The organism is Sediminibacterium sp. FW305-C-49, assembly GCF_058231085.1.
The window spans coordinates 307,977-322,513 of the sequence record NZ_JBIQXS010000002.1; the positions used below are offsets into that span (position 1 = coordinate 307,977).

Below are 14,537 nucleotides of genomic sequence, written 5' to 3' on the forward strand. Positions count from 1 at the left end.
TTATTCGTTATAAAGCTTGTTCATCTGACCCTGGTCCAAAATTGTCATCATGTTTAAATCTCTTTTTTGTTTTCTTGTTTCCTGTATCCTGGTAATTGGTGGCTATGCGCAACAAACCCGTGAGGAGTTGCAGAAGCAGGAGCAGGAGCTCAAAAAAGAACTGGCCGAACTGAACCAGTTGCTTTCCCAAACCCAGAAAAACAAGAAACTTTCATTGAGTCAGCTTGCGCTGATCAAACGCAAAGTGGCCATGCGCGAACAACTGGTGAACTCTATCAACAGGCAGATCAGGGATCTGGATAATACCATTTTTCTGAATGAAAGAGATATCTATCGCCTGAGAAGAGAGCTAGATACCCTTCGGGTGAAATATGCCAAAAGCATTGTATTTGCCTATAAAAACCGAAGCAGTTACGAGTATCTCAATTTCATCTTTTCTTCGAAGAGTTTTAATGATGCGATCAAGAGAATCACTTATCTGAAAAGCTATCGCCAGAACAGGGAAACACAGGCGGAAGCCATCATACAGTCTGAACAGTTACTCAAAACAAAGATCGAAGTATTGAGTAGCAACAAAAAAGAACGGATCACCACCCTAGAAAAACAGAGTGAACAACTGAAAGTGTTGCAGGACGATAAAAAAGCCCAGGATCAGGTAGTGGCCCAGTTAAAAGGGAAGGAGAAAGAATTATCTACACAGATTCAGAACAAGGAAAGACAGCGTCAGAAAATGCAACAGGCAGTTATGGCCATCATCAGAAGGGAAGCCGATGAAGCTGCAAAAAGAGCCAAACAAAAAGCGGCGGACGATGCTAAAAAAGCAGCGGCCAACAATACCAAACCTGCTGACGCATCTGCAAAAAACAATACAACAACCGGTACAACCAAAAACCCTGTTGTAAACGAGCCACTCGAAGCACGACCCGTTACAGACCGTCCTTATACACCTTTTGAATCTACGCCGGAAGGAAGGGAAACATCGATCCAGTTTGAGCAGAATAAAGGCCGTTTACCCTGGCCGGTAGACAAAGGGAATGTGTATGTGCCTTTTGGTATTTCTACAGTTCCCGGAACGAAAATCACACAGAAAAGTGATGGTATACAGATTGCGTTACCCGAAGGCTCTCCCGTTAAAAGTGTAGCCGATGGAGAAGTGGTTTATGCGAGTGAGATCAATGGCGATCTGGTTGTATTCGTTCGACATGGTAAATACTTCACATCCTATAACCAGTTATCTGGTATCTCGGTATCTGTTGGCCAGCAGGTAAAAGCAGGCTCCGTCATCGGCCGCTCCGGTAAGAGTATTGATGGCGAAGGCGCTATCATCTTCATGATCAACAATGAAAAAGGAACGTTGATGAATCCGGAGCATTGGCTCAAGCCGAGGAGATAATTTGGAAATTTGAGAATTTGGAAATTTGGAAATGGATGTTTCCCGAAATATGTTATCGCACCTTCAAGATGGATATTCATGTTTCATGCCCTGATAGGGCAATAAAACATTTCAAAATTTCCAAATTCTCAAATTTTCAAATTACTACTATCTTACAGCATGCAACAATACATCCTTTCCTTCGACCAGGGTACTACCAGTAGCCGGGCTATTGTGTTCGACCGTGCAGGTGCCATTTGTGCAGTGGCGCAGAAAGAGTTCAGACAAATTTTTCCGCAGCCGGGCTGGGTAGAACATGATGCCAATGAAATCTGGAGTACACAATTGGGCGTTGCCGCAGAAGCCATTACCAAAGCCGGACTTTCCGTACAACATATTGCAGCCATCGGTATCACCAACCAGCGTGAGACAACGGTTGTATGGGATAAGGCTACCGGGCAGCCTGTTCATCATGCCATTGTTTGGCAGGACAGGAGAACGGCTTCTATTTGCGATGAGTTGAAAGCCGCAGGTAAAGCTTCACTCATTCAGGAAAAGACAGGATTGATTATTGATGCTTATTTCTCCGCTACGAAAATCAGGTGGATACTCGATCATGTTCCCGGTGCAAGAGAAAAAGCGGAAAAAGGCGAACTCTGTTTTGGTACCATCGATACCTGGCTGGTATGGAAGCTGACCAATGGAAAAGTGCATGTAACCGATGTGTCGAATGCATCGCGTACTATGTTGTTTAATATTCATTCGCTTTCCTGGGATAACGATCTGCTCGAACTTTTTAATATTCCTAAAGCCATTCTTCCTGAAGTGAAAAGCAGCAGTGAAGTGTATGGCTATACACAGCATATTCTTACAGCTCATAATATTCCCATTGCAGGTATTGCCGGTGATCAGCAGGCTGCTTTATTTGGTCAGTTGTGTACACAGCCCGGCATGGTGAAGAACACCTATGGTACCGGCTGTTTTATGCTGATGAATACGGGCGAAAAAGCCGTGCCTTCTTCCAATCACCTGCTTACTACCATTGCATGGAAAATAAAAGGTGTTACGCATTATGCATTAGAAGGTAGCGTATTTATTGCAGGTGCAGTTGTGCAATGGCTTAGAGATGGGTTGGGTATCATCAGACAATCAAGCGAGGTTGAAACATTGGCCGCAACAGTAAAAGACAGTGAAGGTGTTTATGTGGTTCCCGCATTTGCAGGATTAGGTGCTCCTTACTGGAACCAACATGCACGTGGAACCATTACCGGTATTACCCGTGGCACTACTGCAGCTCACCTTGCAAGGGCTTCACTGGATAGTATTGCCTATCAAACGATGGATGTATTAAAAGCGATGGAAGCAGATGCCGGTATCGCCATAAAGGAACTGAGGGTAGACGGCGGCGCCACTGCTAACAATTTATTAATGCAGTTTCAGAGTGATTTATTGAATACAAAAGTGGTTCGTCCTACTATTGTGGAAACAACCGCTTTGGGAGCCGCTTATCTTGCCGGATTAGCAGTGGGCTATTGGACAAGTGTAGAAGATATTCAAGAACAATGGCAGGTTGACCGTTCTTTTTCTCCCGAAATGCCCGCAGCAGAAAGAGAACAGTTGGCAAGTGGATGGAAAAGAGCAGTAGGTGCAGCAGAATATGGAACAGAGGGGTAAGGTTAAGCTGCAAGCCACAAGCTACAAGGTTTTAAAATCCGACATCTGCGATCAGACATCTGACATCATATTTTCTCCTTTATGAACCGAGTCACACAATTGCAACAACTAAGAGAAGATATCCGCTGGGATATGGTAGTGATTGGTGGTGGGGCTACGGGTTTGGGTATAGCGGTGGATGCAGCATCGCGCGGATATAAAATTTTATTGGTTGAGCAATATGATTTTGGAAAGGGCACTTCCAGCAGATCAACCAAACTGGTACATGGCGGGGTACGCTACCTGGAGCATGGCAATATTAAACTGGTAAAAGAAGCCTTACGAGAGAGAGGGTGGTTGCTGAAAAATGCGCCTCATCTTACCTCTGTTCAACCCTTTGTGATACCTGTTAGAAACTGGTGGCAAAAATGGTATTATGGTCTGGGTTTAAGACTTTATGATCTGTTGTCGGGTAAACTTTCACTCGGACAAACAAAACTATTATCTGGGAAAGAAACGATGGCGTTATTGCCGGCACTTGATACAAAAAAAGTGAAGGGTGGTATACTGTATTACGATGGTCAGTTTGACGACAGCAGGTTATGTATTGATCTTGCTTCAACAGCCGTATTACATGGAGCCACATTGGTTAACTATTGCAAGGTGACCAGCCTGGTGAAAGAGAAGAAAAAAATAGTGGCAGTAAAAGTACAACTGCACAATAGTGAGGAAGAGCTGGAGATTAAAACCAAATCCGTTATTAATGCAACTGGTGTTTTCACCGATTATATTCTCCGGATGGATGATCCTGCTGCCGAGCAGATGGTGGATCCATCGCAGGGAATTCACCTGGTGGTAGATAAAATTCATTTTCCCGGAATACATGCATTGATGATTCCGAAAACAGATGATAAACGGGTTTTATTTGCTGTACCCTGGCATAATAAAGTGGTGATAGGTACTACTGATACACCTGTTGAAGATGTTACAGAAGAGCCGTTGGTGCTGGAAGAGGAAGTGGATTATATTCTTGAACACATCAACCGATACATTGATCCGGCCATTGATCGCTCTTCTATTTTATCTGTTTTTGCAGGGCTACGCCCATTGGTGCGTTCCAAAGAAGGAACCAGCACAGCACTGTTATCACGTGATCATACGATTATTGTATCTGTGAGTGGCCTGGTAACCATTACAGGAGGTAAGTGGACCACTTACCGGAAAATGGCACAGGATGCAGTTGACAATGCAGTGTTTATTTCAAAACAGGATAAACGTTTATGCATCACTACAAACCTGCCGATTGGTGATCCGATAGCAACCCAACAGAAAAAAGAAAACCTGGTGCATGAGCAACCAGAACTTGATCAGTTACTACATCCCGATTTTGCGTACAAATGGGTGGATGTGATATATGCAGTGCAACATGAAATGGCCATCACTGTTGAAGATGTACTGGCGAGAAGAACAAGGATACTTTTTTTGGATGCAAAAGCCGCCATGAATTGTATGGATATTGTCATTAACTTGATGCGTGAAACTTTAGGTGAATCGGAAGCCTGGGCCAGTGATCAGCGGAGTAGATTTCTCGATTTAGCAGAAGGATATTTATAGAAGGATGTTGGATTGCAGATGTCAGATGTCGGATGTCTGATTTGATAGAAGGGCTTATTAAAACTTGTGGCTTGCAGCTTAAAGCTTGTAGCTTAACTTTCTAATAGTAAACGATTGAAACTAACTATATGACAACATTTGTAGCTGAGTTGATTGGTACATCTCTTTTAGTTGTGATTGGAAATGGTGTGGTAGCCAATGTGGTGTTACCTAAAACGAAAGGACATGGAGGTGGATTGCTGGCCATCTGTTTTGGCTGGGGACTGGCAGTCTTTATTGGCGTATATGCCACCGCTTCGGTAAGCGGGGCGCATTTGAATCCGGCTGTTACTATTGCAATGGCCACAGCAGGAAAATTTTCATGGAATGATGTACCCATGTATTTAGCAGCCCAGTTATTAGGTGCTATGTTGGGCGCATTTTTAGTATGGGCTAGTTATCGCGAACATTTTAATGCATCCGATGATGCATCATTAAAGCTGGCCTCTTTTAGTACAGGTCCGTCTATCAGTAATCCTTTGCAAAATCTGTTTACAGAAATACTGGCAACGGCTGTATTTATTTTAGCGATTCTTTTCATGACCAAAGCCGACCATAGTCTTGGTTCATTAGATGCTTTGCCGGTAGCCCTGCTAGTAATGGGTATCGGACTCGGGTTGGGTGGTCCAACCGGATGGGCTATTAATCCTGCACGAGATCTTGGGCCACGAATTATGCACGCCATTCTTCCCATTAAAAATAAAGGTGCCAGTAACTGGAGCTATAGCTGGATACCGATGCTTGGGCCTATCATAGGAGCATTGATTGCAGTAATGCTGTATGAGGCTGTTAGTTGAGAGCTGCAAGCTTCAAGCTGCAAGCCACAAGTTTTTATAAGCCCTTCTATCAAATCAAACATCAGACATCAGACATCCGACATCAAACATTCGACATCTCACATCTGACATCTGCGATCTGCCATCAAACATTTCTCCTGAACGGCAGGTTGAAATAACTACTTTGGGTTTTACGCTTTCTTTGTTTGGCGGGGCGCTGGTATTCGTAGTAGTAAATTTTGAGTAGAATAATAAAATACGAGATCAGTAAAGGGCCGAAAATTAAACCGGTAATACCAAAATAATGAAGCCCCATAATAACACCCAATACGGTAATGATAGGATGTACATCGGCCATTTTTTTAGCCAGGAGAAATCGGACCACATTATCTAAGGTGCTCAGTAAGATGCCTCCCCATAAAAGTATAAAAATCCCCTGCCAGTTTTGTCCCATCACCAGCATATAAGCACCTATGGGTATCCATACAAGTCCTGTACCCACAATAGGAATAATAGATGCAAAACCAGTTACGACAGACCAAAAACCTGGGTCACTCATGCCGGTGATGAGAAAAGCAATGTAGGCAAATAAGCCTTGTATGACTGCTATCAATGGCAATCCTACCGCATTGCTGAATGTCTGAGACCGTAACTCGCTTCCAAAAAGAGCAATCTGGCTTCTTTTAAAAGGTAAAAACAGAAAAAGGGCTGCTTCCATCCGGTTGGCATTCATAATCATGAAGTATAAAAAGAAATACATCATGATAATTGAACTGAACAAATTAACGCTCTGGGTTAATGCGGAAGAAACAAAATTGGTTACATATACCTGCAGTTTGGCCATATTCTCAGCAGACAATAAACTAAACTGAAATTCTTTGAGGAGAAATTGATCGAGCTGAGAAAGCGGTTCCATCACCACGGAAAAATTTTTGGCAACCAGTGCAATCTCCTGGTACATCATGGTGCCCAGTACAGTGATGGGGAGTAAAATGATAAAAAATGAACTCAGTATCACGAGAATGGCTGCCCATGATCTCCGCCAGTTTTTGTTTTTTACGAGCCATTCAACGGGCTTTTTACTTAATACATAAAACATGATAGCTGCCAGGAAAGCGGTAAAAAATGCCATCAGGCTATACATCAGAAATACCCCTATGAAAAGGATGAATCCAAGGAAAATATACCGGTTGACCTTATGTTCAGGAGTATTTTGCATAGTGCTAAATTATAATATATTATTCCTTTTCTCAGTTAAAATACAGTTTTATCAGTGAAAGTAGAAAGCAGGGTTTGAGTTTTAAGCTTCAAGCTACAGGCTGCAAGCTTCAAGCTCAAGCCGCGGCAAAGAATGACCAATCGCCACATTTTCGGGTATGTCTGGCTTGAAGCTTGGAGCCTGGAGCTTGTGGCTTGCATCCACAGCCTTTTGTGGGTAAAATTTAGTTGATGGATTTGCCATTTTTTAGGGCTCATCCCCTTACCTTTGCCGCCAAATCGGAAAACCTGTTTTCCTTGCCCGTAAGGGTACATTTTTAAACCTAATTATATCTCCTGATATGGCTACAAAAGGTAAGATCAAACAGATCATCGGTGCGGTGGTTGACGTTCATTTTCCTGATAAAACTTTGCCTGAAATCTACAATGCACTTGAGATTTCGAAAGAAAGTGGTGAAAAACTGGTTCTCGAAGTGCAGCAGCACCTTGGTGAAGACAGTGTTCGTACCATCGCAATGGATGGTACCGAAGGCCTGGTACGTGGCATGGAAGTGATCGATACCGGTAAAGCAATTGCCATGCCTACAGGGGATGGCATTAACGGACGTTTATTCAATGTAACGGGTGATGCCATCGATGGTTTACCGCAGGTAAGCAAGGCCAATGGTCGTCCTATACATAATAAACCACCATTGTTTGAAAACCTGAGTACAGCTACAGAAGTACTGTTCACTGGTATCAAAGTAATTGACCTGATTGAACCTTATGCAAAAGGGGGGAAAATTGGTCTGTTTGGTGGTGCGGGTGTAGGTAAAACCGTATTGATCCAGGAGTTGATCAACAACATCGCGAAAGGTTATGGTGGTTTGTCGGTATTTGCCGGTGTGGGTGAGCGTACGCGTGAGGGGAACGATCTGCTGCGTGAAATGATTGAAGCAGGTATTATGAAATATGGTGATGCCTTTAAACATAGTATGGAAGAAGGTGGATGGGATCTGAGCAAAGTGGATATGGAAGGATTGAAAGATTCTAAAGCCACATTTGTGTTCGGTCAGATGAACGAACCTCCAGGAGCCCGCGCCCGTGTGGCTTTGTCTGGACTGACCATTGCCGAATATTTCCGTGATGGAGATGGTACAGGTAAAGGAAAAGACATCCTGTTCTTCGTAGATAATATCTTCCGTTTCACCCAGGCAGGTTCCGAGGTATCAGCTCTGTTGGGTCGTATGCCATCTGCGGTAGGTTACCAGCCTACACTGGCCACTGAAATGGGATTGATGCAGGAACGTATCACTTCAACCAAAAATGGTTCTATTACCTCTGTACAGGCGGTATATGTACCTGCGGATGACTTGACTGACCCTGCTCCTGCAACAACATTTGCCCACCTTGATGCCACTACGGTATTGAGCCGTAAGATTGCTGACTTAGGTATCTATCCTGCGGTGGATCCATTGGATTCAACTTCAAGGATCCTTACTCCGGCTATCGTTGGAGAAGCACATTATGAAACTGCTAACCGTGTAAAACTGATTTTGCAGCGTTACAAGGAACTACAGGATATCATCGCCATCCTTGGTATGGATGAGTTGAGTGAAGAAGATAAAATGACTGTACAGCGTGCACGTAAAGTACAGCGTTTCCTGAGCCAGCCATTCCACGTAGCTGAACAGTTTACAGGTCTGAAAGGAGTATTTGTAAGTATTGAAGATACCATCCGTGGTTTCAATGCCATCATGGATGGTGAAGTAGACGAATATCCTGAAGCAGCATTTAACCTGGTAGGTACACTGGAAGATGCGATGGAAAAAGGTAAGAAACTGTTGGAAGCAGCAAAGGGATAATTAATCAATTTGAAAATTTGAAGATTTGAAAATTCAGTTCACGTAATCTCAAAAGAGATTGTTCTACTGAGTAATTAAGTTCTTCATTTTCAAATTTTCAAATTCACAAATTTTCAAATTAATATGACCCTCGAAATATTAACACCCGAAAAAAAGCTGTATAGCGGAGAAGTTTACGGTATTCAATTACCCGGCATTACCGGATTATTTGAAGTACTCGATCAGCATGCTCCATTGGTAAGTGCTTTGGGGAAAGGAAATGTGAAAATTCTGAAAGACAAAAACAATACGGAACTCTATAGTATTCAGAGTGGATTTGTAGAAGTTTTGAACAATAAAGTTACCGTATTGGTTGAAGGTGCTGCTGCCTTATAAACAGCAATATTTTCAGTACAGCATTAAAAAAGTAAAGCTCCGGAAAACCGGAGCTTTTTTGTTTCCTGTAAAGGAAACGATCGGGGGTAATTACATTTCAATGGCCTGGGCCTTATACACAATATCCTTTATGATATTATCCAGCTCTTTGGACGACTGTTGCAGACATTGGTGAACATGAAGCTGGTATTCATTCATTTTTGATGTTTCAAATAAGGACAATAACCCAATGATATTGGCCAGCGGTTTCCTTACTTTATGCGACTGGGTCCAGGCAATGTTTTTTAATTGTTGATTTTGATCCTTTAACTTTTGTTCCGCTCTCTTCTTATCTGTGATGTCGTTACCGGCGGCCAACACACCTTGGATCTGACCATGCTGATCTCTCAACAATGTATTCCGCCAGGCAATGATTCTTTCGTTTCCATTTTTTTCAACGATGGTACGCTCATAATAATCCATGTACACGGCATCGCCAACCATGATCTTTTCAAAACTTTCCTTGTGTTCTTTTTGATTGGCTGCAGAAGAAAAAGTATCATACCAGTTTACTCCAATCAACTCTTCTTTTGTATACCCCGTAATTTTACAGCCATACTGATTGATTAAACGGATGTTTCCCTGCTGGTCGATTACAACAATGAGTGACTCTACCGCATCAATATATAATTCGGCGCGGTCACGTTCCTGTTTTAACCTGTTTTTTGTGAGCTGGTTCTCTGTAACATTCACACAGGTGCCAACCAGTTTTATCGCTTCTTTTTTCGAATTATAAATAACCTTATAATTCCCTTCTATATGATTGATTTTGTTATCCTCCGTAATAATTCTGAAATGAAACCTGCTTGATAAATCATGACTACTTTGAACAGGGTTGCTCACTATTTTTTCTATTGTATGCCAGTCATCAGGGTGAACAAGTTGAATAAAAGATAAAAGATTATACTTAAATGTACCCTCGCATATGCCCAGCAGAGTGTGCATGTTTTCATTCCAGATGATTTCACCACTGTTCAAATTGTATTCCCAGATGCCGTACGGAATTAATTCAGCCGACATGCTTAACTGTTCAGATTCATTGAAAGAAAACGGGTTTCTTTCTTCACGATATTGCTGACTATTTTTCTGTTTCATGTGCAATGAATGGGCAGTTTAAGTATTGGGAGACATCATGAGTTTAATCATCCGGGTAAAAGCCAGTTCATTGGCCCTTACATCTAAAAAGCAGGTAAAACGACCGTCTCTCTGTATCAGTTTTGAAGCAGTTACGATGTCGTCAGCCACAATTAATAGTTTCATCTGAGGGCCAATATGTGCCTGTAAAGTTTCGAAATGAATATAATCCTCTTCCCGCATCTCCAGTTGATGTATAATAAGTGGGGGGGTAGGGTATTCTCGCAGGGCCTGGATTAATTGTATTTCATCAACAATTGTTATGGCCGATAATGCAGGTACCTGTTCAGCCAGTAACTGGTGAAGACCTTTGGCAAAAAGTAAATGTTTGCTACAAATAAATACTGGTTCCATATGCATACAAAACTATTCTGTTGAATCGTTTTACATGGTAGAACCGCTTGTTATAGTCTTGTCGTTGCGGGTAAACTGTTTTTGTAGAACAAACCATGACAACATCAGATCAGTTGATGATCAATCGCATAGCGTATCAGGTCTGCATTATTGTTCATCTGCAATTTGGCAAGCACCCTGGTACGGTAAGTGCTGATGGTGGTAACACCCAATGATAACTGCTCGGCAATGTCTGAAACCTGGTTTCCCTTGGCAAGCAGAATAAAAATTTCATATTCTCTGTTCGATAAAAGTTCGTGTAAGGGAATGGAAGGATCGATACTTACCGTTTCTGCGAGCTTATCGGCAATGGCGGGAGAAATATATTTTTTACCGGTTAATACTTTTTTAATCGCTACCACCAGCTCATCTGTTGCTACGTCTTTGCTCATATATCCGGCTGCACCACTTTTCAGTGCCCTGATGGCATACTGTTCCTCAGGATGGATGCTGAGTATTAAAACGGGTGTTTTGGGATGACGTTGTTTAATATCCTGCACCACATCCAAACCACTTCTGCCCGGCATGGATAAATCTGAAATGATGATGTCCCATTCATCAGCGAGTGTTTTGGTGAGTACATCTTCGGCATCAATAGCTTCACCAATCAGTACATCAGGAAAAGCTTCAAGCAATATCTGTTTAAGCCCTTTTCTGATGACAGCATGGTCGTCAACTATTAATATCTTTAACATAAGAATCAGATATGGGGATGACAATTTTTAATGTGGTGCCCTTCTCTTTTTCACTTAACAAGGAAAAACTTCCTCCTAATATATAAGTTCTTTCTCTAATACCCAAAAGACCATATCCGCTCGATTTAATTGCCTGATCATCAATTCCTTTTCCATTGTCTTCAATCAGCAGTTCAATAAAAATACCGTCAGAAGATATGGTGCCGGTAATTTCTCCCGCATTCGCATGTTTAACAGCATTGTGAATGGCTTCCTGATAAATCCTGAAGAGACTTGTCGATTTTTCCGGACTTAAGTTGATCGTTCCAGTATGTGTAACCAGTTTTAATTGAATGGAAGGATACCGTTTCATCGTCTCCTGATTCAACCATTCTATAGCAGCAATCATGCCAAGGTCATCTAAAATGGCAGGTCTGAGATTGGATAATATTTTTCTAACCGAAATGATGGCGAGATCAATGGAATGACTGATTTCATTGATTTTTTCAATTAATGTTTGATCTGCCTCTGACATTTTTTTCCGAAGCCAATGCGCATCCATTTGTAAGCCGGTGAGTTGCTGGCCCAGGTCATCATGAATATCGCGGGCAATACTTTTTCGTTCTTCTTCTCTTACCTGTTGCAGATAGCCCGATAACCTTCTTAATTCTTCATTCGCTTCCTGCATTTGTTTTTCCTGCATTTTTCTTGCAGTAATGTCTTTCGTATAAATGGTTATGCCTTCTGATGAGGGGTAAACAGCATGAAGTACCCACTGGTTAAGGATTGCATCAAACTCTTCAAAACTTTTTTGCAACCGGCTCAACATACAGCCGTTGATTTCAGAAAAGAATTCAGCATTTTTTAACTCAGGCAAAACTTCCCAGATAACATTTCCTAAAAGATCAGTCACTTTTCGTTGAAACCTGTTGGCAGCACTTTGATTGATATAAATAAAACGAAAGCTGTTGTCTAGTGCAATGAAAGCATCTGAAATACTTTCAAGTATATCTGTAATCTGTGCTGTTTGGGTATCAACTTTTTCAGCGAGCTGTTTGTTTAACTGTTGTAGTTTCAGGTTGATCTCTTTTCGTTCGGTAATATCCCTGATGGATGCTGAAACAACAACCCCCATGGATGTTTTTACAGGAGCCAGACTTATTTCAACCGGTATAACCTGTTTAAGCTTCGTTAGGGCAAATAATTCAAGACCTTCACCCATCATACGGGCATGGGGCTGTTTGCTGTAATTCTCTCTGTGTTGTTTATGCTGATGCCTGTTTATTTCCGGTAATAAAATTTCAACAGATTGATTTAATAATTCAGCTTTACTATAACCGAATAATTTCTCAGCCTGTTTATTCATGATAATAATGAAACCGTTAGTATTTACAATAATATTGGCATCTGGAGCAGCATCAACAAGTGACTCAAAGTTCTCATAGTCGGTTTTTATCTGTTTTAACTCATTCCTGAAACGGCCTGCAAGTAAAATCAACAATACAACAGTACTTCCGATGATACTATATTGAATGATATTCAGTTTTTTGAAGGATGCCAGGTAATCTGCACGAAGTTGTTTAATATAAGCAGTCTGCTCATTTTGTATGGAAGCTGCAAAAAACCGGATCCGATCTGTGTATACCTTCCCTTCAGTAGCATTGTATCGTTGAATGGCTTCTGTTAATGGCAATGATTTTCTTAATTGCACCATCCGTGTAGAAAACTCCAGCCTTCTTATGGTAAAATGACAGATGGAATCAACAGAGGATTTAATTTTTTTCGGTGTAATGCGTCGCAGACTGTCCATGGCAGGATATATATTTATTTTGGCCTGCTCAAAGGGAGAGAGAAATATAGTGTCACCGGTAAGCATATAACCTCTGGCACCTGTTTCGTTATTCAGGGAAAGTGTTAGCAGATGCTCTGTTTGAGTAACTACCTGACTCGCTTCATCAATATGAAGAGAGAGCTGCTTCAGGTATTGTGTTTGTTTGATGGAAACAACAATAATGGTGGTAATAATGATGATCAGCAGCAGGAATCCCGTGAAAACTGTTTTAATGTTTTGTAGATTCATGATAGGCGACAAATGGTAGTGCCTGAAAATAGTAAATGAAACAAAAAATAAAAACTATAATTCTGCAGATTTTGTGCGTGCAATAATGGATTTAATCATGTCGTCCAGTTCTGTTGCAGATGTTTTGAGATATGGCAGCCATTGTTGTTCAGGTAACTCATTCTTTTTCAACTCATAAAGTTGTATCAGTCCCATAATATTGGCCACAGGTTTGCGGATTTCATGAGACTGCATCCAGGCAATTTTTTTTAATTGACTGTTCTGCTGTTCAAGCTTTTCCTGTAGAATCTGTTTTTCAGTGATGTCGTGATTGATGCCAATTAAACGAATAGGTTTATGGTTGGCGTTGCGGATACATTTTACATTCCCTGCAATAATTCTGATTTCTCCATTGGGTCTTACAATACGGAACTGTGCGAATAATGGGGAAGGCGAATGAATAATTTCCTGCATGGTATTGTCAACATCAACTACATCTTCCGGATGAACTCTTTTCTTAAAATCTTCTATCTGATTACTGAAATCCGTTTTGCTTACACCATAGATATCGAACATTTTATCGTCCCAGACTAGCCGGGTATTGGCAAAATCAAATTCCCAGACACCAAAGTTTAGTAAATGCGAAGCCAGCAAAAGCCGCTCGGCTTCTGAAAAAAAGAAGTGGTGGGGGTATTGCTCAGGTCTGGTCAACGCACTAATTCACCATAAGATAGCGTTTCTTATTGGTAAAGAAGCTTTAGTTTACCTTAAAAAAACAGTTTTTAATTGAGTTGTGGATCGATGGGGTAGTGTATCATCTGACTGTATTCACCTCCCAGATCAGCCAGTGCATGCTTCCAGATAGATGTAATTTCAGTATGAAAAACCAGGCTTTTGCTGGCGGGTCTGATGATCCAGCTTTTTTCATCCAGTTCACCCTGTAACTGTTGCTCGCCCCAGCCGCTATAACCTACAAAAAGTCGAAGCTCGTCAGGCGAAATTTCTTTATTCTGTAACAAGGTTAGTACTGCTGAAAAATCACCACCCCAAAATACATGATCAATAATCTCTATACTGCCTGGAATAAGATCGGGTCTGCGATGAAGAAAATGCAGGGTATCTTTTTGTACAGGCCCGCCTTCGAGTAGTGGTATGCGAAGTCCTTCTGCAGCTGGCATTACATCTTCCAATGTAACCTGAAGCTGTTTATTCAATACAAAGCCAAAACTGCCTTCATCCTGGTGCTCACAAAGGAGTACAACAGTACGCAGAAAATTGGGGTCCTTCAGGAAAGGATCGGATATCAGTAATATTCCGGGCTGTAATATATCCATAATGAAAAGTTAA

Annotated in this window: 13 protein-coding genes; 6 read left to right on the plus strand and 7 right to left on the minus strand. The window is 41.6% G+C overall.

Features of this window, described 5'->3' with window-relative positions:
• Positions 1–49: 49 nt before the first annotated feature.
• The 4 genes from ACH3Z1_RS08715 (at position 50) to ACH3Z1_RS08730 (ending at position 5,475) form a co-directional block, all read left to right on the plus strand.
• Positions 50–1,393: a murein hydrolase activator EnvC family protein gene (locus ACH3Z1_RS08715; protein ID WP_490821537.1), complete on the plus strand. Its 1,344-nt coding sequence runs from the start codon at positions 50–52 to the stop codon at positions 1,391–1,393.
• A gap of 159 nt (positions 1,394–1,552) precedes the next feature.
• Complete coding sequence (gene glpK / locus ACH3Z1_RS08720) at positions 1,553–3,046, plus strand: glycerol kinase GlpK (protein ID WP_490821539.1); 1,494 nt, start codon at positions 1,553–1,555, stop codon at positions 3,044–3,046.
• 81 nt (positions 3,047–3,127) lie between these two features.
• Positions 3,128–4,639: a glycerol-3-phosphate dehydrogenase/oxidase gene (locus ACH3Z1_RS08725; RefSeq protein WP_490821542.1), complete on the plus strand. Its 1,512-nt coding sequence runs from the start codon at positions 3,128–3,130 to the stop codon at positions 4,637–4,639.
• Between the two features lie 128 nt (positions 4,640–4,767).
• Positions 4,768–5,475 carry an MIP/aquaporin family protein gene (locus ACH3Z1_RS08730; protein WP_490821543.1) on the plus strand — a complete coding sequence of 236 codons (708 nt, stop codon included), beginning with the start codon at positions 4,768–4,770 and terminating at the stop codon, positions 5,473–5,475.
• A gap of 124 nt (positions 5,476–5,599) precedes the next feature.
• Here ACH3Z1_RS08730 and ACH3Z1_RS08735 read toward each other — a convergent pair whose 3' ends face one another.
• On the minus strand, positions 5,600–6,673 hold the full coding sequence (locus ACH3Z1_RS08735; protein ID WP_490821544.1) for an AI-2E family transporter: 1,074 nt from the start codon (positions 6,671–6,673) through the stop codon (positions 5,600–5,602).
• 340 nt (positions 6,674–7,013) lie between these two features.
• Between ACH3Z1_RS08735 and atpD the strand changes: the two genes are divergently transcribed.
• The gene (gene atpD / locus ACH3Z1_RS08740) at positions 7,014–8,516 is read left to right on the plus strand and encodes a F0F1 ATP synthase subunit beta (RefSeq protein ID WP_490821545.1); all 1,503 of its coding nucleotides are present in this window, start codon (positions 7,014–7,016) and stop codon (positions 8,514–8,516) included.
• A gap of 123 nt (positions 8,517–8,639) precedes the next feature.
• On the plus strand, positions 8,640–8,891 hold the full coding sequence (gene atpC / locus ACH3Z1_RS08745; protein WP_490821546.1) for an ATP synthase F1 subunit epsilon: 252 nt from the start codon (positions 8,640–8,642) through the stop codon (positions 8,889–8,891).
• Between the two features lie 90 nt (positions 8,892–8,981).
• Here the strand turns inward: atpC and ACH3Z1_RS08750 are convergent, their stop codons facing one another.
• The 6 genes from ACH3Z1_RS08750 to ACH3Z1_RS08775 all read right to left on the minus strand — a co-directional run bounded on the left by ACH3Z1_RS08750 (position 8,982) and on the right by ACH3Z1_RS08775 (position 14,524).
• Positions 8,982–10,025 carry a PAS domain S-box protein gene (locus ACH3Z1_RS08750; RefSeq protein ID WP_490821547.1) on the minus strand — a complete coding sequence of 348 codons (1,044 nt, stop codon included), beginning with the start codon at positions 10,023–10,025 and terminating at the stop codon, positions 8,982–8,984.
• Positions 10,026–10,043: 18 nt separating this feature from the next.
• Positions 10,044–10,418, minus strand: a complete 375-nt coding sequence (locus tag ACH3Z1_RS08755) for a hypothetical protein (RefSeq protein WP_490821548.1) — start codon at positions 10,416–10,418, stop codon at positions 10,044–10,046.
• A 104-nt stretch (positions 10,419–10,522) separates the two neighbouring features.
• Positions 10,523–11,152 (minus strand): response regulator, encoded by a 630-nt coding sequence (locus tag ACH3Z1_RS08760; RefSeq protein WP_490821549.1) that lies wholly within the window; start codon positions 11,150–11,152, stop codon positions 10,523–10,525.
• Complete coding sequence (locus ACH3Z1_RS08765; RefSeq protein ID WP_490821550.1) at positions 11,130–13,211, minus strand: PAS domain S-box protein; 2,082 nt, start codon at positions 13,209–13,211, stop codon at positions 11,130–11,132. Before ACH3Z1_RS08765 ends, ACH3Z1_RS08760 begins: the two co-directional genes overlap by 23 nt.
• 54 nt (positions 13,212–13,265) lie before the next feature.
• Complete coding sequence (locus tag ACH3Z1_RS08770; RefSeq protein WP_490821551.1) at positions 13,266–13,901, minus strand: PAS domain-containing protein; 636 nt, start codon at positions 13,899–13,901, stop codon at positions 13,266–13,268.
• A 71-nt stretch (positions 13,902–13,972) separates the two neighbouring features.
• A complete protein-coding gene (locus ACH3Z1_RS08775; protein WP_490821552.1) occupies positions 13,973–14,524 on the minus strand; it encodes a YqgE/AlgH family protein in 552 nt (183 codons plus the stop codon).
• Positions 14,525–14,537 lie beyond the last annotated feature (13 nt).

Bases quoted from the DNA above. Each gene is read 5' to 3' on its own strand.
- ACH3Z1_RS08715 (WP_490821537.1), top strand. From the start codon at position 50: ATGTTTAAATCTCTTTTTTGTTTTCTTGTTTCCTGTATCCTGGTAATT.
- glpK (WP_490821539.1), top strand. From the start codon at position 1,553: ATGCAACAATACATCCTTTCCTTCGACCAGGGTACTACCAGTAGCCGG.
- ACH3Z1_RS08725 (WP_490821542.1), top strand. From the start codon at position 3,128: ATGAACCGAGTCACACAATTGCAACAACTAAGAGAAGATATCCGCTGG.
- ACH3Z1_RS08730 (WP_490821543.1), top strand. From the start codon at position 4,768: ATGACAACATTTGTAGCTGAGTTGATTGGTACATCTCTTTTAGTTGTG.
- ACH3Z1_RS08735 (WP_490821544.1), bottom strand. From the start codon at position 6,673: ATGCAAAATACTCCTGAACATAAGGTCAACCGGTATATTTTCCTTGGA.
- atpD (WP_490821545.1), top strand. From the start codon at position 7,014: ATGGCTACAAAAGGTAAGATCAAACAGATCATCGGTGCGGTGGTTGAC.
- atpC (WP_490821546.1), top strand. From the start codon at position 8,640: ATGACCCTCGAAATATTAACACCCGAAAAAAAGCTGTATAGCGGAGAA.
- ACH3Z1_RS08750 (WP_490821547.1), bottom strand. From the start codon at position 10,025: ATGAAACAGAAAAATAGTCAGCAATATCGTGAAGAAAGAAACCCGTTT.
- ACH3Z1_RS08755 (WP_490821548.1), bottom strand. From the start codon at position 10,418: ATGGAACCAGTATTTATTTGTAGCAAACATTTACTTTTTGCCAAAGGT.
- ACH3Z1_RS08760 (WP_490821549.1), bottom strand. From the start codon at position 11,152: ATGTTAAAGATATTAATAGTTGACGACCATGCTGTCATCAGAAAAGGG.
- ACH3Z1_RS08765 (WP_490821550.1), bottom strand. From the start codon at position 13,211: ATGAATCTACAAAACATTAAAACAGTTTTCACGGGATTCCTGCTGCTG.
- ACH3Z1_RS08775 (WP_490821552.1), bottom strand. From the start codon at position 14,524: ATGGATATATTACAGCCCGGAATATTACTGATATCCGATCCTTTCCTG.